This window comes from Roseococcus sp. (assembly GCF_965227005.1).
Classification (GTDB): Bacteria; Pseudomonadota; Alphaproteobacteria; order Acetobacterales; family Acetobacteraceae; genus Roseococcus.
The window spans coordinates 1-17999 of sequence record NZ_CBDDFJ010000011.1 but is presented as its reverse complement, the minus strand read 5'-3'; the positions used below and the strand labels follow the sequence as shown (position 1 = coordinate 17999).

Below are 17999 nucleotides of genomic sequence, written 5' to 3'. Positions count from 1 at the left end.
CCTCCGTTGCAATGTCCCTGAAGCGGCGTGCCGGTTAGGCTTTTTTCTGCAGCAGGACCGCCGCCGTTATGATCAATCCCAGCACGGCGCTCTGGAAATTCGCGCCGACGCCGAGAAGGTTCATGCTGTTGCTCACCAGCCCGAGCAGCAGGACGCCGCCCAGCGTGCCGAGCACCGTTCCCCGCCCGCCGATCAGCGGCGTGCCGCCGATGACCACGGCCGCGATCGCGCGAAGCTCGTAGCCCGTGCCCATGCTGGGCAGGCCGGAATCGAGAACGCCGGTGAGGATGACGCCGGCGACGCCGACAAAGAGGCCGCTCAGCGCATAAAGCGCGATCTTGATGCGCCGCACCGGAATGCCGGAAAGCCGCGCCGCTTCCTCATTGCCGCCAATGGCGAAGGCATAGCGGCCGAGCGTGGTGAAGCGCAGGATCAGGAACATCACGAGGATGGCGAGGAACATGGCGTAGACCGGCCAGGGCACGCCGAGGAAATCGCCGAGGCCGAAGACGTCGAACAGGGCGCCGGTACCATTGATCGGGCTGCCGCCCGACATCAGGATGGCGACGCCCTGCAGGAAGGTCATCATGCCGAGCGTGATGATGAAGGGCGTGGCGCGGTTGGTCGCGACCAGCATGCCGTTGATGGCGCCGATCACGCAACCGGCGACCACGCCGGCAAGAATGCCGAGCGCGACCGAGCCGGTGTGCATGATGGTGAGTGCCGTGGCGAGGCCGGCGACCGACAGCGCCGCGCCGACCGAAAGATCCAGCCCGCCGGCAATCAGCAGGATGGTCTGGCCCGAGGCGACGATGCCGAGCGCCGACACCTGAAACAGGATGTTCAGCAGGTTGTTCACGGACAGGAAGCGCGGATTGCCGATCGCGGTCACCACCACGATAAGCAGGAGCACAATCAGCAGCGTGTAGCGGCCGAGATCCTGTCCACGGAGCGCGCCGAGCTTTCGGGTGGCCGGCTTGGCAGCCGTTGCGGCGGGAGAAGACATCAGTTTACGCTCCGGGTGCTTTGGGTCTGGATGGCGGAGAGCAGGGCGCTCGGGATCGAGCCGATCCGGCGACAGGGCCTGCTCGATGCGGCCATTCCGAAGAACGAGAATTCGATCCGCGAGCGCGATCAGTTCTTCGAGGTCCGTCGACACGAAGACGATGGTCGCGCCCTTGTTGGCGAGGCTGCGCAGATGGTCGTGGATCTGCCGCTGCGACTCCACATCGACGCCCTGGGTCGGCTCTTCGAGCACGAAGAGCTGGCCATCGGCGAAGATGGCGCGGCCGAGCAGCGCCTTGCGCTGGTTGCCACCGCTCAGGAAGCGGACCTCGCGGCTCGGCGCGCGTGGATTGAGGTCGAGCCGTTCGGACATTTCGGTCGCGACGCCGGTCTCCCGCGCAAGCTTGAGCCAGCCCATCCTGGAGAGACGCCGAAGCGCCGCGAGCGAGATGTTCTTGGCGATCGACAGGCTCATCACCAGCCCGCGCCCGCGCATGTCCTCCGGGATGAACAGCACGCCCCGGGCAATCGCCTCGCGCACGGCGCGCGGTGCATAGGGCTCGCCGCCGAGCGACATGCTGCCCGCGACATGGCGATGGTCGAGCCCGCCGATCACGGCGGCCAGCGCATTGGCGCCACCGCCGATCAGCCCGGTCAGCCCAACAATTTCGCCCTTGGCCACCTCGAGCGAGACATTGTCGAGACCGCCCGCGCTGGAAACCCCGTCCATCACCAGGAACGGTTCCGTCCTGGGACGGACGCTGCGGTGAGTCTCGACCGCGTCGAGCGTCCGCCCGACGATCATCGAGATCAGCCCGTCCTTGTCGGCGCTCCTGCCCTCGACCAGGGCCACCTTGCGGCCGTTGCGCAGCACGGTGATGCGGTCCGAGATCGCCAGCACCTCGTCGAGGTGGTGCGAGACGTAGACCACAGCCATGCCCTGTTTGGCGAGGTCGCGGATCAGCCGGAACAGGAACTCGGCCTGCGCCTTGTTGAGCGCCGCCGTCGGTTCGTCGAGCAGCAGCACATGCGCCTTTTCGCGCACCGCCTTGGCGATCGCCACCTGCTGCCGATCGGCGATGTCGAGGTCGCCGAGCCGCTGGTTGACGGGCAAATCGAGCCCGAGCCGGCCCAGCAGCTCGGTCGCCCGCGCCGCCATCGCCTTGTCATCGAGGATGCCGAAAGCCTTGCGCGGCTCGGCCCCGAGGAAAATGTTGGCGGCGACCGAGAGATCGAGATGCAGTTCCGGGTTCTGGTAGACGATGGCGATGCCGGCTGCCCGGCCCTCGGCTGGATTGAGCGCTTTGAAGGCGGTGCCGCCGACAATGATCTCGCCGCTGTCGGGCGGCTGCGCGCCCGACAGGATCTTCATGAAGGTCGACTTGCCAGCGCCGTTCTTGCCGACCAGGCCATGCACCTCGCCGCGCGCAACCTCGAAATCGACGTCATCCAGCGCGCGCTGACCCAGAAAGCTCTTGGTCACGCCCTGTACCTGGATCGCGAGCGGTGAATCGGGGGTCATGGCCGTGGTGCCGCTCAGCCTTGGACCGCTTCCCAGCGGCCCGACTTCGCCGAGGCCAGCACGGCGTCGGTGACGTAGTCGGTGCGGAGCGCCTCGCGGAAGGTCGGTGCAGCCGGCGTGCCGGAGGCGAGGCCGGAGAGGAAATCGGCGGCCTGATGGATGAAGCTGTGCTCGTAGCCGATCTGCAGGCCCGGCACCCACCACTGGCTCATATAGGGGTGGTCGCCATCGGTGATGTGGATCGAGCGCCAGCCGCGCAGATGGCCCTCGTCGCTGTAATCGAAATAGGACAGCCGATGCAGGTCGTGCAGGTCCCAGGCGATCGACCCCTTCTCGCCATTGATCTCGAGCGTGTAGAGCGCCTTGTGGCCACGGGCGTAGCGGGTCGCCTCGAAGGTCGCGAGCGAGCCGTTATGGAAGCGGGCGAGGAAGGCGCTGGCGTCGTCGATCTTGACCTCTTCGACCTTTCCGCTGACCGCATGCGAGCGCTGCTTGACGAAGGTTTCCGTCGCCGCCGTGACGCTGTCGATGCCGCCATTCAGCCAGATCGCGGTATCGATGCAGTGGGCGAGCAGGTCGCCGGTGACGCCGCTGCCGGCGACGCTGGCGTCCAGGCGCCAGGTGCCCATGCCGCCCTGCGGCACGTCGGCCGAGATCGTCCAGTCCTGCAGGAACTTGGCGCGATAATGGAAGATCCGGCCCAGCCGGCCCTCCTCGATCATCTGCTTGGCCAAGGTCACGGCCGGCACGCGGCGATAATTGTACCAGACCATGTTGGCGACGCCGGCCGCTTCGACGGCCTCGACCATCTTCTCGGCCTCGGCAGCGTTGCGGCCGAGCGGCTTCTCGCACATCACCATCTTGCCGGCCTGCGCCGCCGCGATAGCGATCTCGGCATGCGTATCGTTCGGGCTGGCAATATCGATCAGGTCGATATCGTCGCGCTCGATCAGCCTGCGCCAGTCGCTCTCGGAGCTCTCAAAGCCCCAGTTCCCGGCGAAATCGGCCGCGCCCTTGGCGTTGCGCGTGGCGATCGCCTTCAGGACGGGCTCATACTCGCTGTTGAAGAACTGGCCGACCTGGCGGAAGGCGTTGGAATGGGTGCGGCCCATGAAGCCGGCGCCGACCAGACCGATGTTCAGCTTTTTCTTGGTCATTTATGAGGATCCCTGAAGCCGTTATTCGCGCCAGCCATGGGCGTCGCGCACCTTGATCATCGCGCCCAGAACGTCGTTCCAGGTCTGCTGCGCCGTCATCACGGAATTGGGGAACATGCAGCCGTCCCAGGCGATGTGGCGCATCTTCTTGGTCAGGTTGCCGCTGTCGTCGCGCAGCCAGTAGCCGGCATGCTTGGTGACGTCGAGCTTGCCGTTCGGGTCGGAGACCTGGACGTGGCGGCCGGTCTTCTCGTGGTCGCCGGAGCCGAAAACGGTGCCGTCATTCTGGGCGACGTGGAAATCATAGGTCCAGGGCCGCAGCGCGTCGGCCACCTTCTTGTAGGCCGCGTCAAGCACCGAGCGGTCCTGCCAGTCATAGCCCTCGGGAAGCAGGCGATCCTGCTCGGCGTTGTAGCCAAGCGTGAACAGCATCGAATGCGCCATGTCGGCCTGGTAGCCGACGATCCCGGGCATGTTGACCTCTTCCAGCAGGCGGACATTCTCGCGCCAGGACTGCATGCCGCCCCAGCAGATCTCGCCCTCGGCGACGAGGAACTCGCCATGATCCTGCGCCGCCTTACCGGCCTCGCGGAACGTCTCGGCGATGATCTTGGTGTTGCCGACCGGATCCTTGTCCCAATCGGCGACGCCGGTCGAGGAATCGATCCGGATGCCGCCGGTCGGGCGGATGCCCAGTTCGCGCATCTGCGCGCCGATCGCAGCCGCCTTGCGGACCTGCGAGACGAAGCGCTTGCGCTCCTCGGCCGAGCCCATCGCCGAACCGCCGCCGGCGCCCGCCCAGATCGGCGCCACAAACGAGCCGACCTTCAGGCCATAGCCCGCAATATGGTCGACCATGCGCTTGACCTGGTCCTTGTCGCTGTCGATCGACAGGTGCGGATCGGCCAGCCAGAGATCGATGCCGTCGAACTTCTGTCCGCCGACGTCCGCCTTGGCGGTCAGCTCCAGCAGCGTGTCCAGCGGAATGACGGGCTCGCCGCCTTCGCCGCCCTTGCCGACGACGCCCGGCCACGCGGCGTTGTGCAGCTTCGGATAGTTGTTCGGATCCGCCATGTGCTCTTCCTCCCTATCGGACCCGCCCCGTCGGCGGCGATGGTCCACCTGCATGCGGGGGAGGCAACGCGCTCGCCATGCAGGCGCACCTCTCCGCCGGCAGCCCCATCGGACTCCGTTCAGATTGCGCCACGCCGCGAGGGTCTCCTCCCCTGCGCGCTCCAACCATTACCTCTATTGGCCGGAACGCAACGGCACTCTCTGTTATATTAGTGTAACGTGTCAAGCGGAGTTCAACGCATGGTTGGGCACGTTGGGGAAGATCGAATTCTTGAGTTTGCTGTCCGGTTTTTTCTGCCATATCGCTGACAACGGCTGGCTTCTCGCCGCTCCCGGAGAACCGGCGCGGACGTTTCGGCCCCTCGTGCCCGAGGCAGCTGCGCTTGCGGGGCGGCGGGAGAGTAATATAACAGTAACGAAGGCGGGGGTGTGGGACATGGACGCGCTGCCGCTTGCCCCACGGTCGGCACAGGCTTCGGCCAACGGCCGTCGGAGAATTCTGGAAGAGGATCCAAGCGGGTGGCCGACGCGGCATTACTGCAATTGCAGCTGGTCAACCTCGACCGCAAATCGCCGCTGCGCGACCAGATCTATCAGGTCGTCCGCACGCTGATCATCATCGGGCAATTGCGGCCCGGCCAATCCGTCAACGAGGTCGAGATCGCCGAGCAGCTGGGCGTCTCGCGCACGCCGGTCCGCGAGGCGGTGAAGCGGCTGAGCGACGAGGGCCTGATCAACGTCTACGCCCAGACCGGCACTTTCGTCGCAGCGCTCTCGCGCGACGCGATCGAGGAAGCCTACGTCATCCGCAACGCGCTCGAGGTCGAGAGCGTGCGGAGGGCGGCGGCGAAGATCGGTCCGTTCCATCTCGAGGAACTGGAAGACATTGTCGGCCAGCACCAGACCGCGATCGGCCGCAAGCGCTACACCGATGCCATCCGGCTCGACGACCAGTTCCACCGCTATATCGCCGAGATCAACAATCTCTCGATGCTGTGGCGCGCCGTCGACATCTCGAAGGCGCAGATGGATCGCGGGCGCTATCTGGCGCTGCCGAGGCCCGGCTACGGCGCCACGACGATTGCCCAGCACCAGGCGATCCTGACGGCGCTCGCCGCGCGCGACGCGCAGCAGGCCATGGAGGCGATGCGCGTCCATCTCGACACGTCGCTGCGCAACACGCTGAGCCTGCTCGGCGACATGCTGGATCCGCCGGAAGGCTAGCGCGCTCGAACGAAGCGGACGCGGGGCTCCTCCACCGGAAGAGCCCCGTCGGCCTAGAGCACCACGACCTTCGAGCCGTCGGGAACCCGGCCGTAGAGGTCGATCACGTCCTGGTTCATCATCCGGATACAGCCCGACGAAACCGCCTCGCCGATCGACCAGGGCTGGTTGGTGCCGTGGATGCGATAGAGCGTGTCCTTGCCGCCCTGGAACAGATAGAGCGCGCGGGCGCCAAGCGGGTTTTCCGGGCCGCCTTCCATGCCGCCCGCCCATTGCTGGTTGATCTCCGGGGCGCGGGCGATCATGTCCTGCGTCGGGGTCCAGCGCGGCCACTGGCGCTTGTACTGGACATTGGCGGTGCCGGAGAACTCCAGTCCGGCTTTGCCGACGCCGACGCCATAGCGCATCGCCTTTCCGCCTTCCTGGACCAGATAGAGATAGCGGTCATGCGGGTCGACGATGATGGTGCCCGGCGGCTGGTCGGTCGAATAGTCGACCTGCGTGCGGATGTTGCGCTGCTTCAACTTGTCGAGCGGCACGGCCGGAACCGGGAATTTCTCCGTCTCGATCGCTGCGTAATGGCGCGCCACCTGCGGATCGACCGCGGGCGTCAGCGGGGCGGAGAAATCCCGTCCAGTCGAGGCGCAGGCGGCGAGCGCCAGCGGCAGCAGGACGGCGACCGTCATCCGCCGTAAGAAGGGGGGAAGGCTTAAGGACATGCTTGGGGGTTCCGTAGTGGTCACGAAGAAGAGGGGATGAGAGGGGCGGGATCAGTTCGCAGCCTGCCGACGGCGCGCTTCGGCGACCGCTTCCTTGAAGCCGTCATAGTCGAGGGTCGAGGCCCGGAACGGACCGATCAGGTAGGTGGGCGTACCGTTCATGCCGAGGCCTTCGGCCTGGGCGAGGTTGCGCTGCATCAGCGCCGAGATCTTCGGTCCATGCGCGGTCAAATCCGCCTGCAGCCGCTTCATGTCGACGCCGGAGGCCTGGATCGCCTCCAGCATCGTGTCGCCGGTGACGCCGCGGCCCGAAATGCCCATCAACGCGTGATGCGCCGTCTCGTACTTGCCCTGGTAGTTGGCCGCCAGCGCGAACTGCGCGCCCTGGACGGAGGATTCGGTCAGGATCGGCCAATCCTTGTAGACCAGGCGGATCTTGCCATCCTCCTTGACGACGCGCGCCAGGTCGGCCGCCGACGTCTTGCAGTAGGGGCAGTTGTAATCGAAGAAGGCGACGATGGTGACATCGCCCTTGGGGTTGCCGCCCGTCGGCGCCTCGGGATCGTTCAGGACCGCGTTGACATCGACGCCCTTGGCGATGGCCGGCAGGCCGTCGAGAACGAACGCGGATGAGGCAAGAAGACACGCGGCGGTTCCGAGGAAAAAGCGGCGGTTCATGAAGGGCTCCATTCTGGAAAACTGCTGTCCTTGGGCGCTTGGCGGCCGGGAGACACGGCGCGCTCAAGTCGCTGGGTAAAGTCGTTGGCGGCAATCGCGCCGATCATGCGGGATCCGGCCAGTTCCGAGCCGGTGGCGCTGAGCAGGAACATCGTCGGCGGCCCGACGACGCCGAAGCGCTGCATGAGCCGACGGCTGTCTTCGCTGTTCCGGGTCACATCGGCCTTGATGAAAGTGACGCCGGAAAGCGGGGCTGCAAGACCGGGCTCCGCCAGAACGCGGTCGTTCGATTTGCATACGGTGCACCAGTCTGCGGTAAACGAGACGAGAATGGGGCGCCCCTCGGCCTTGGCCGCGGACAAGGCCTGATCCAGCGCCGCTTCCGAGCGAACGGTCAGCGTCTGTGGCACAACGGCCACAACAGGCCCCGCCCCGGCGAGGAAAGCGAGCGGGCGCAGCGGATCCGTGCCGCCGCCCGCAAAGCCGACGATCATCGTCGCGCCATAGATGGCAAGCGCCAGCCCGGCGGACTTCTCCAGCCGACGGATCCAGCCTGTCGCAGCCGTCAGGCCGTCAAAGGCACCGAGGAACACGGCGACGCCCAGCGCCCCGGCGCCCCAGACCGGCAGCTCGAATTCTTCCGGCAGCGCGCGCAGCAGCAAGACGGCGGCAAGCCCCAGAAAGACCACGCCGAAAGCCTGCTTGACCCGGACCAGCCAAGGGCCGGATTTCGGAAGCACCCGACTGCCGAAGGTGCCGAAGACGATCAGCGGCAGCCCCATGCCGAGGCCGAGCGCGAATAGCGCGGTCGCGCCGCGCAGGCCGTCGCCTGTCTGCGCCACATAGAGAAGGGCAGCGGCGAGCGGCGGCGTCACGCAGGGTCCGACGATCAGGGCCGAGCCGAAGCCGAGACCGGCGGCGCCCGCGACCGATCCGGCCCGCCCCCCGGTACGGCCGGCGATCCATCCGGCCCAGCGCGCCGGCACCTGCAGTTCGAACAGGCCGAACATCGACAGAGCGAGCGCGACGAACACCGCCGCCATCAGGCCGAGCGCCCAGGGCGCCTGCAGCACCACCTGCAGGTTCTGGCCCGACCATGCGGCGGCGAGGCCGAGGACGGCATAGGCCAGGGCCATGGCGCCGACATAGGCGCTCGAAAGCACGAAGCCGCGTCGGGCGGACAGGTGCTCCCCCGCGCGCGCCAGCATGCCGGACAGGATCGGGATCATCGGGAAGACGCATGGCGTCAGCGACAAAAGCAGCCCAAATCCGAGAAAGCTCAGCAGCGTCAGCAACAGGCTGCCGGCCATCAGCGAGCTTACCGGCGGCGTTTCTAGGCCTGTCTCGGCCGGAGCGGCCGGCGCGACGGCAGCGACCGACGCGGTTTGCGTGCCAAAGCCAAGCCCCGTCTCGACATCCGTCAGCGCCAGCGTGGCGAGATCGAGCGCCTTCGTCACCGGCGGATAGCAGATGCTGTCCTCGGCGCAGCCCTGATAGGTGACCCGCACTTGCCCGCTCTGCAGGGAGGCAGCCTCAAGGGGGATGGAGACGCGATCGCGATAGATCTCGCTCGGACCGAAATTCGGATCATCCTTGGTTTCGCCGGGCGGCGCTGTGATGGCGATGGATTTGTCGTCGCCGGCGACCGAGATCCGGTCGCGATAGAGATAATATCCGGGCTCGATCTGCCATTCGAGCCGCAGCGGGCCGCCGGCATCGCGCTCGGCGGCAAGACGAAAGGCGGCATCCGCCGGCAAGGGCGTCTGCGCCCTTGCCACGGCGCCCAGCAGCATGACGAAAACGCCAAGCGCCAGGAACGTGCGATACAGGAAGAACTTGCCCGACATTGCGGCTCCGTACGGAATGGAGGCGCACCATCGGATGAGCACCTTAAGCCAGCCTTAAGTCTCGCGGAGAATAGAGAGCGAAAGCAGAGGATCCCCGCATGCGCGTTCTCGTCGTCGAAGACGATCCAGTCCTGTCGGACGGCCTGAAGGTCGGCCTGGCGCTCGGCCTCGTCACGGTCGATTGCGTGGCGAGCTGCGCCGATGCGCGCGCCGCGCTCGCCACTGCGCAATTCGACGCCGTCGTGCTCGACCTCATGCTGCCGGACGGTTCGGGCCTCGACGTTCTGCGCGACATGCGCCGCGCAGGCGATGATACCCCCGTACTTCTGCTCACAGCGCAGGACGAGACCTCCGACCGCATCCGGGGTCTCGACAGCGGCGCCGACGACTATATCGGCAAGCCCTTCGATCTCGACGAACTGGCCGCACGGGTCCGGGCGGCGGCACGGCGGCATGCCGGACGCGCCGCGCCCCTGATGCAAACCGGCTCGATCTCGCTCGATCCCTCGACGCTCTCCGTCACGGTCGCCGGCGAGCCAATTTCCCTGTCCCGGCGCGAATTCTCGGTGCTGGCGGCGCTTATGGAACGGCCGGGCACGATCCGCTCGCGGGGCGAGATCGAGGAGCGGCTCTATGGCTGGCAGGAGGAGGTCGACAGCAACGCGGTCGAGGTCCACATCCACAATCTGCGCAACAAGATCGGCCGCACCGCGATCGAGACCGTGCGCGGGCTCGGCTATCGCATGGGGTCGACGCCATGACCTCGCTACGGCGACGGCTGTTTTTCATCCTGGTGGCCGCGACCGGCCTGATCTGGCTGAGCGCCGGCGCCTGGATCTATATCGGCAGCCGCTCGGAACTCGAGCATGTGCTCGACACCCGGCTCCAGGAAGCGGCGAAGATGGTGCATTCGCTCGTCGACGCCCACACCATGCCGGCCTCGGTCGATGCTCTCAACGCCGCGCTTCCGGCGGAAGTACAAGGCTATGAGCGCCAGCTCTCCTGCCAGATCTGGTCGCTGGACGGCCAACTCGTCGCCCGATCGAGCGGCGCACCCGCCGCCCGGCTTGCCGAGAACGTCGATGGGTATTCGGACCGGATCGTCGATGGTGAACCCTGGCGGGTCTACACGATCCAGGATCCGGTCAAGCGCGTGCGCGTCATGGTGGGCGACCGCATAGGCCTGCGCCACAAGCTGGTCAACGACCTGATCGTCGGGCTGCTGGCGCCGGCGCTGCTGGTACTGCCGCTGTTCGGGCTTCTGACCTGGGCAAGCCTCGGGCGCGGCTTGCGGCCGCTTCGCAGCATGGCCACGGAGCTACAGGGGCGGGACGCAGAGGACATGCGTCCGCTCGACGCGAGCCGGCTGCCCGCCGAGGTGCAGCCGCTCGCCCACGCGCTTAACGTGCTGTTCGACAAGGTCGAAGCGGCGCGCCGGCATGAGCGCGAGATCACGGCCTTCGCGGCGCATGAACTACGCACGCCGCTGGCGGGGCTCAAGACGCAGGCGCAGGTGGCGCGGGCGGCCGCCGATCCGGCGGTGCGGGATCGCGCCTTGTCGCAGATCCTCGTCTCCGTCGACCGGACGACCCGTCTCGTCCGCCAGCTGCTGGTTTTGACCCGGCTGGAAGCCGAAACCGCTTCCCCGCGCGAGGGCGCCCACAAGGCCAGCGACCTGCTGACGGAAATCGTCGCGACCGCGCCGCCGCCCGCCGCCAATGTCCGGGTCGAGATCGATCCGGAATTGGCCGGGGTGGCTTTGCCCGGCGCGCGCGACACCTGGATGCTGGCCCTGCGCAACGTGCATGAAAACGCCATCCACCACATGCCGGAGGGCGGCCTCGTCCGCTGGTGCGCGACACCGGACGGGCGGGGCGTGATGGCCGTCGACCAGGGCCCGGGCATCCCCGAGGAGGAACTGGCCCTGGTGACGCAGCGCTTCTATCGCGGCCGCCACAAGAGCACGTCCGGAACCGGCCTCGGCCTCACCATCGTCGCCATCGCCGCCCGCCGGCTCGGCGTCGAACTGGTGTTGAGCAACCGGCAGGACCGGAGCGGCCTGCAGGCAGCCTTCGTCCTACCGCGCTCGTGAAACCGGCCACCGCAGGGAACTGTCGCGGCAAAACGGACGCGGTGCCCTTGATCTTCGGCGCCGGGCTTTGCATGGAAGCATCGGCGAGGCACGAGCGGCGGCGATGTTCACCCTTCTGAAATCCGAAACTTTCCGGCAGGAAATCAAGAAGAGCCGCTTCCTCGCGGTGGCGGGGCCCGTATCCGACGAGGCGGACGCGAAGGCGTTCATCGCGGCGAATTCCGACCCTACCGCAAACCATAATTGCTGGGCCTGGAAGATCCGGCAGCAGTATCGCTTCAGCGACGATGGCGAACCGAGCAGCACGGCCGGCAAGCCGATCCTGCAGGCGATCGAGGGGCAGTCGCTCGACGGCGTCGCCGTCGTGGTGACACGCTGGTTCGGCGGCATCCTGCTCGGCGGCGGCGGATTGATCCGCGCCTATGGCGGCACGGCGGCGGCGTGCCTGCGCGCGGCGGAGAAGCAGCCGCTGGTCGTGACGCAGGAGGCGACGATCCTTTGCGGCTTCGGCGACCTGGCCCTGCTGCAGGCGCGGCTGGCGGCATGGCCCACCACCCGCGTGACGTCGCAGACCTTCACCGAGACGGGCGGCGAACTCGTCGTCGCCATCCGGCAGGACGATGTCGAGGCCGTGCGCCAGTTGGTCGCCGACCTCACCAGCGGCCGCGCCGCCATGCGTCTCGCCGATTAGATCGAACGCCCTTCCGTCGGCGCCCCGAAAGCTTCATACCCCTGCCGTTCAGGGATGCAGCACGACCTGACGTAAACTTCAGCAACGAACGCACGCTAGGATCTGCTCTCATCGGCCTTCTTGAGCGTAATGTAATGGTGGCGGTCTTGCGGCATCCTCCCCCGCGACGGCCCAAACATTTACGCAAAAGGAGACTGACGATGACTTCCCTTCGCATGACCCACGAACCCATCGCCTTCGCCAACCCGAACGCCGGCTCGGCGATCCAGACGGCGGCGGAAGCCGCCCGGGCGATCCACGATATCGGCTATGACAACCTTCATCTCGATATCGATACGGTCAACGCCACCTGCTGGTGCTACATGGAGCCGGTGGGCAAGCCTTCCTATACGCATGAACTGATGGGCGACATCAGCCGGATGCAGAAGGCGATCACCCAGACCTTCTCCAACCTCTCCGGCCCGGAAGCAGCCCCCTTCGGCTGGTTCGTCATGGCCTCGGGCGTGCCGGGCATCTACAATCTGGGCGGCGATCTCGGCCATTTCGCCCAGCGCATCCGCAGCCGCGACCTGAAGGCGATGCGCCATTATGGCCATGTCGCCGTCGAGGCCATCCACCGCAATGCCGTGGCGTTCGACGCCCCGGTCGTGACGATGGCGCTGGTCCAGGGCGACGCGCTGGGCGGCGGCTTCGAGCATGCCCTTTCCTTCGACCTGATCGTGGCCGAACGCAGCGCCAAGATGGGCCTGCCGGAAATCCTGTTCAACATGTTCCCCGGCATGGGCGCCTACAGCTTCCTGTCGCGTCGCATGTCGCGGGACAAGGCGGAAGCGCTGATCCTGTCGGGCCGCATCCACACCGCCGAGGAACTGTATGAGATGGGCGTGGTGGATGTGCTCGCCGAGGACGGACAGGGCCAGGCGGCCGTGCTCGACTACATCGCGCGTCACAACCGCAAGCACAACGCCCATCACGCCCTGTACCGGGCCCGCCGGCGCGTCAATCCCGTCACGCTCTCCGAGCTGATCGACGTGGTCGACATCTGGGCGGAAGCGGCGCTGAACCTGACCGAAGCGGACCTGCGCAAGATGGATCGGCTCTGCTCGGCCCAGAACCGCCGTCTCGCAAGCCTGCAGCCGGACGTGCCCGTGCTCGTGGCTGCCGAATAAGGCCCGATTGGCGATGCGCCCGCGGGCGCATCGCCAGCCGCCCTTCGGCTATCCCAGACCCGCTTCGCGCGCCGAATAGGCGCGCATGGCCTTTTGCGTGCGCCTGAGTTCGGCCTTGGCCTGCCGGGTGAATTCCGCCGCGCCCGCGCGCAATTCGTCGCCGCGCAGGTTCCGCCAGGGCGCACAGATGGCGCCGAGCGCCACCGCTCCCATATTGGCAGAACTACTCTGCAGCGCATGATCGTCGCTGCGGAATGCTTCGAGATCGCCCCGGCTGGCGCTCTTGATCAGCCTCTCCAGCATGATCTCGGCATCCGCCAGATAATCCTCCATCAGCTCGATCACGAATTCCGCATTGCCAAGCCTCTGCAGGCGCTCGACCGCCCGATCGTCGAGGCTGGGCAGTACCGCGTTGCGAACCAGAGTGAGCCGGGTTTCGGAACGGACGGATTTGTCCGGCTCGTCGCCGGTGATCCGGTCGATGGCGGCCAGCAGCGCCGAGGGTTCGACCGGCTTGATCAGGCAGTCATCCATGCCGGCATCGCGCCAGCGGCTGTCGTTCATCGCGGTCGCATCGGCGGTCAGGCCGACAATGGGCAGCCGCCGGTCGCCGGTCGCCATGACCCGGTAGAGCTTGGTCGCTTCCAGCCCGTCCGTGTCGGGCATGTTGAAGTCCATCAGCACGATGTCGATCTGGTCCGCCTTTTCCTCCAACAGGTCGAGCGCCTGGTCTCCGGTCTCGGCCAGCAGGACGGAGTGACCCGCCGCCTCGAGGATGCGGGAGAAGACGCGCTGGTTGATGCGGTTGTCGTCGGCCAGAAGAATGCGGCGCGGACGGCTCGGCCGGATCGGGCGCGGCGTCGCGGCGACGGCTTCCGCCGGCGACGGCGCGTTCAGCCGGCTGGCGACCGTCAGCGCGCGGCGCAGTTCCGTCGGCGTCGGACGCTCCGACAGCAGGCTCGAGCAACGCTGCCGGGTCGCCAGCGGCGGCAGTCCCGGCGGCACCCAGGGCTGGATCAGCACGCCCTTCGAGGATCCCGTCGCGCCGATAGAAGGCAGGGGGAGATTCTTGCTGTCCGGCTCGAACAGCAACCGGATGGCGTTGGACGCTTCGGGCGGAAACATCCTCGCCGGTCCCTGGCGCGGATCGGCGAGGATCGGTGTCACGCCGAGCGAAGAGAGCGTGGCGATCAGGTCGTTGAGGGGCGCCACATCGCGGCAGACCAGCACGACGCCGCGCTCGCGCCACGGCTCCTCCGCCGAAAGCCCCTCGTCGACTGGCGTCGCCACAACGATGTCGAAGCGGAAGGTGCTCCCCTCGCCCAGGGCGCTTTCGACCGAGATCGACCCGCCCAGCAATTCCACCAGTCGCCGTGCGATCGCCAGGCCGAGGCCGGTGCCGCCGAAGCGGTTCATGATACTGGCATTGGCCTGGGTGAAATCCTCGAAGATCCGATCCTGGTCCTTCGGCGCGATGCCGATGCCGCTATCGGTGACCTCCACGATCAGACGGAAACGGCCGTCTTCCTCGGGCTGGCCGTCGACCGCGATCGTCACACCGCCCTCGCGTGTGAACTTCACGGCGTTGCCGACCAGATTGACCAGGATCTCGTGCAAATGCTGGCGGCTGCCGAACAGCCGCAGCGGCGTACGCGGCGTGACGTAGATGTCGAAGGTCAGGTCGCGTTCGCGCACCTGGGCCTCGACCAGCCGGCGCGCATCGACGAGCAGGGCGATCAGGTCGATCTCGCCATTCGATACCGGCATGCGGCCGGCCTCGATGCGCGACAGGTCGAGCAGGCTGTTGATCAGCGACTGCAGCGAACGGCTCGCGACATCGACGGTCTCGACCATGTCGCGCTGCTCGGCGACGAGCGGGCTGGCCCGCAGCAACCCCGTCATACCAACGATTGCGGTGAGCGGGGTCCGCAGCTCATGGCTGACGCTGGCAAGGAACAGGCTTTTCGCCTGGCTCGCCTCCTCGGCCGCCTGGGTTGCCTGCGACAGCTTGCGGATCAGCGTACCGGCATAGGCCGGCAGGATGACCAGGCCGGCCAGCAGGCCCATGGAAAGATGCCAGCGATTGAACCAGAACGGCGTGGTCAGCACGACCGTCCCGAAACAGAGGGTCGCCACGGGTATGGCAATGGCCAGCGAGGTCAGGCCGAAGCGGAAACCGTTGCCGAAGATGACCCAGAGATAGATCGGAAAGAACAGCGCCGCGACTTCGCCGCCCAGATGCAGCTGCCAGGAGAGGAAGCCGCAATCCATAACGAGCGCGAAGAAGCGCCGCCCGCGCGAGACGCCGGGATAGAGCAGGATGTGGCCTAGCACCCCGAGCGCGAGCGGGATGTAGAGCGCCATGACATCGAGCGCATAGCCGATGTCGTCGCTGCTCCCGTTCACCAGCAGGACGATGACGATGATCGTGGCGAAGACGAGCCGGTTGTAGCTCATCTCGTGTTCGCTATCGGGCCGGTCCCGCAGCCGCGCAGCCATCCAACGAAGGGGTGCGGTGAGCGCCTGAACGAGTCTATCCGGCGCGCGCATGCTCATTCTCCGTCGCCCCGTGCGAGGGTCCGGAGCCCGCCTGGCCATGCTGCATCACCCAGGCGACGAAAGCATCGGCCGGAATCGGTCCGCTGAAATGGTATCCCTGTACCTCGTCGCATCCTTCGAGACGCAGAAGCTGCAACTGAGGCTCGGTTTCGACGCCTTCGGCGAGGACCTGCAGATGCAGGATATGCCCGAGATCGATGATGGTGCGCACGATCGCGAGCGCGCTCGGATCGCTGCCCAGATCCTGGACGAAGGACCGGTCGATCTTCAGGCGGTGCAGCGGAAAGCTGCGCAGATAGCTCAGCGACGAATAGCCGGTGCCGAAATCGTCGACGGAGAGCGTGACGCCGAGCGACCGCAGCACATGCATCTGCTTGACGATATGCTCGTCATGGCCGAGCAGGATGCCTTCCGTCAGCTCCAGCTCCAGCAGGGTCGGCCGCATGCCGCTCGAACGCAGCGCATCCTTGACGAGGGTTTCGACGCCCTGGCGGCGGAACTGGATCGGCGACATGTTGACGGCGATGCGCAGATCGCCGAGCCCTTCCGCCTCCCAGACCGCCCCCTGGCGGCAGGCCTCGTTCAGCACCCACTCATTGATCGGCAGGATAAGGCCGGTTTCCTCGGCAAGGCCCAGGAAGGAGCCGGGCGCCAGCAGCCCCCGCTCGGGATGCTGCCAGCGCAGCAGCGCTTCCGCGCCGACGACCTTGCCGCTGCGAAGATCGATCTGCGGCTGGTAGAACAGGACGAATTCCCGGCGCGACAGCGCACCTCGCAACTCGGTCTCGAGATGGGCCGTCTGGCTGGCGCGCGGCCGCATGTCGGCTGCGAAGAACCGCCAGGTATCGCCGCCCAGCGACTTGGCCAGATACATGGCCTGGTCCGAATTCTTAAGCAGTTCGTCCGGGTCGGTCCCATCCAGCGGCGCGAGGGTGACGCCGATGCTGGCGCCGATATTGAGCGCGAGCGGGCTGTCCTCCTTGCTGTTGAGCAGGTCGAGGATCGACTGTGCCAACCGGCCGGCATCCTCCGGCCCGTCAATGTCGGGCTGCAGGATCGCGAATTCGTCGCCGCCGAGCCGGGCAACCGTGTGCCCCTCGTCCACCAGCGCGCAAAGCGCCGCGGCGACACGCTGCAGCAACTCGTCGCCGCGATGATGGCCGTGCGCGTCGTTGACCGCCTTGAAGCGGTCCAGGTCGATGAAATGCAGGGCGAAATTCTGGTCGCCGCGCCGGCCGCGCGCGAGTTCGCGCCGCAGGCGGTCGCGCAGCATCAGCCGGTTAGGGAGCCCGGTCAGCGAATCGTGATTGGCGATGTGCAGCAGCCGCCGCTCGGCATGGCGTTGCTCGGTGATGTCGATCGATGTCGAGAGTACGCTCGCGATCTCGCCCGAGCTGTCATAAAGCGGCGCCTTGCTGGTCAGGTAGATGCGCGGCTCGCCATCGGGCGCCAGCACTTCCTCCTGGCGCGGGGAGATGGCGCGCCCCGTCTTGAGCACCAGCTGGTCGAGCCGGCGGCTGATGTGAGCGCGCTCCTCGCCCAGAAGCGCCTCGATCGGCTTCCCCACCAGCTCGCCCGGCGCCTTGCCGAAAAAGGCAGCCTGATGCGCGTTGACGAAGACGCAGCGGCCGTCGCGGTCCGTCGCGTTGATCATCGCCGGCACGGTATCGATAACCTGGGCCAAAGCCTCGCGGCTTTCGCGCAGCAGCCGCTCCTTGGCGTGCAGGCTGATCTCCAACAGGTCGGCCCGCTTGGAGATCAGGAGCTGCTGCGCCCGGAGCCTGAGGAGATTCTTGGCCCGGGCGAGGAATTCGACATGGTCCACCGGGCTGAGGAGAAAATCCGTCGCCCCCGCCTCCAGCGCCTCGACCCGGAACTGCTGGTCGCTATAGGCGGTGATAACGATGATCGGCACATCCCAGTTGCGCACGTCGGCGCGGATGGAGGCGGTCAGGTCGGCGCCCGACATCGTCGGCATCTTGTAATCGGTGATGATCAGATCGGCGGTATTCTCCGCCAGCCACTCGAGCGCCTTTCGCGGATTTCCAAATGTGCGGATATCCAGCTCGGTCTCCAGCTGACGCGCCAGCTTCGAATAGATTCGCTGATTGGTCGAGCTATCGTCGACGATGAGGATCTTGGGCATCAGTGCTGGCGCCATGGACACACAAAAGGCCTCTTGCGATAGCGTTGGCACGCTGAACTGGGATGACCGTATAGCATTGAAAATTGCTTGAGGGCGGCCGGAGGGCGTCGGGTCGA

Annotated in this window: 13 protein-coding genes; 5 read left to right on the top strand and 8 right to left on the bottom strand. The window is 66.7% G+C overall.

From position 1 onward, the window contains the following. Positions 1–34: 34 nt before the first annotated feature. Genes ACO057_RS05350 through ACO057_RS05340 form a run of 3 tightly spaced genes read right to left on the bottom strand, consistent with a single transcriptional unit; the run spans position 35 to position 4758 of the window. Positions 35–2527: an ATP-binding cassette domain-containing protein gene (locus ACO057_RS05350; protein WP_421989532.1), complete on the bottom strand. Its 2493-nt coding sequence runs from the start codon at positions 2525–2527 to the stop codon at positions 35–37. A gap of 14 nt (positions 2528–2541) precedes the next feature. After that, on the bottom strand, positions 2542–3684 hold the full coding sequence (locus ACO057_RS05345; protein ID WP_421989383.1) for a Gfo/Idh/MocA family protein: 1143 nt from the start codon (positions 3682–3684) through the stop codon (positions 2542–2544). A 21-nt stretch (positions 3685–3705) separates the two neighbouring features. Continuing rightward, on the bottom strand, positions 3706–4758 hold the full coding sequence (locus ACO057_RS05340) for a TIM barrel protein (RefSeq protein ID WP_421989381.1): 1053 nt from the start codon (positions 4756–4758) through the stop codon (positions 3706–3708). Positions 4759–5277: 519 nt separating this feature from the next. Here ACO057_RS05340 and ACO057_RS05335 point away from each other — a divergent pair. Continuing rightward, positions 5278–5982, top strand: a complete 705-nt coding sequence (locus ACO057_RS05335) for a GntR family transcriptional regulator (RefSeq protein WP_421989379.1) — start codon at positions 5278–5280, stop codon at positions 5980–5982. Between the two features lie 53 nt (positions 5983–6035). Here ACO057_RS05335 and ACO057_RS05330 read toward each other — a convergent pair whose 3' ends face one another. From ACO057_RS05330 to dsbD, 3 genes are all read right to left on the bottom strand, one after another. Next, entirely contained in the window at positions 6036–6668 is a 633-nt protein-coding gene (locus tag ACO057_RS05330; protein ID WP_421989377.1) for a L,D-transpeptidase, read from the bottom strand. A gap of 84 nt (positions 6669–6752) precedes the next feature. Continuing rightward, complete coding sequence (locus ACO057_RS05325) at positions 6753–7379, bottom strand: DsbA family protein (protein ID WP_421989375.1); 627 nt, start codon at positions 7377–7379, stop codon at positions 6753–6755. Then, positions 7376–9226 carry a protein-disulfide reductase DsbD gene (gene dsbD, locus ACO057_RS05320; RefSeq protein WP_421989373.1) on the bottom strand — a complete coding sequence of 617 codons (1851 nt, stop codon included), beginning with the start codon at positions 9224–9226 and terminating at the stop codon, positions 7376–7378. Before dsbD ends, ACO057_RS05325 begins: the two co-directional genes overlap by 4 nt. Positions 9227–9324: 98 nt before the next feature. On the opposite strand from dsbD, the gene ACO057_RS05315 reads away from it, so the two are divergent. The 4 genes from ACO057_RS05315 (at position 9325) to ACO057_RS05300 (ending at position 13178) form a co-directional block, all read left to right on the top strand. After that, on the top strand, positions 9325–9987 hold the full coding sequence (locus ACO057_RS05315) for a response regulator (RefSeq protein ID WP_421989371.1): 663 nt from the start codon (positions 9325–9327) through the stop codon (positions 9985–9987). Next, positions 9984–11318: a sensor histidine kinase N-terminal domain-containing protein gene (locus ACO057_RS05310; RefSeq protein WP_421989369.1), complete on the top strand. Its 1335-nt coding sequence runs from the start codon at positions 9984–9986 to the stop codon at positions 11316–11318. Before ACO057_RS05315 ends, ACO057_RS05310 begins: the two co-directional genes overlap by 4 nt. Positions 11319–11421: 103 nt before the next feature. Beyond that, positions 11422–12009, top strand: a complete 588-nt coding sequence (locus ACO057_RS05305) for an IMPACT family protein (RefSeq protein WP_421989367.1) — start codon at positions 11422–11424, stop codon at positions 12007–12009. A gap of 215 nt (positions 12010–12224) precedes the next feature. Continuing rightward, positions 12225–13178, top strand: coding sequence for a crotonase/enoyl-CoA hydratase family protein (locus ACO057_RS05300; protein WP_421989365.1), 954 nt, complete (start codon positions 12225–12227; stop codon positions 13176–13178). Positions 13179–13226: 48 nt separating this feature from the next. On the opposite strand, the gene ACO057_RS05295 is transcribed toward ACO057_RS05300, so the two are convergent. Continuing rightward, positions 13227–15728 (bottom strand): ATP-binding protein, encoded by a 2502-nt coding sequence (locus ACO057_RS05295; protein WP_421989363.1) that lies wholly within the window; start codon positions 15726–15728, stop codon positions 13227–13229. Next, positions 15712–17883: a GGDEF/EAL domain-containing response regulator gene (locus ACO057_RS05290; RefSeq protein WP_421989361.1), complete on the bottom strand. Its 2172-nt coding sequence runs from the start codon at positions 17881–17883 to the stop codon at positions 15712–15714. Before ACO057_RS05290 ends, ACO057_RS05295 begins: the two co-directional genes overlap by 17 nt. Positions 17884–17999: the final 116 nt, after the last annotated feature.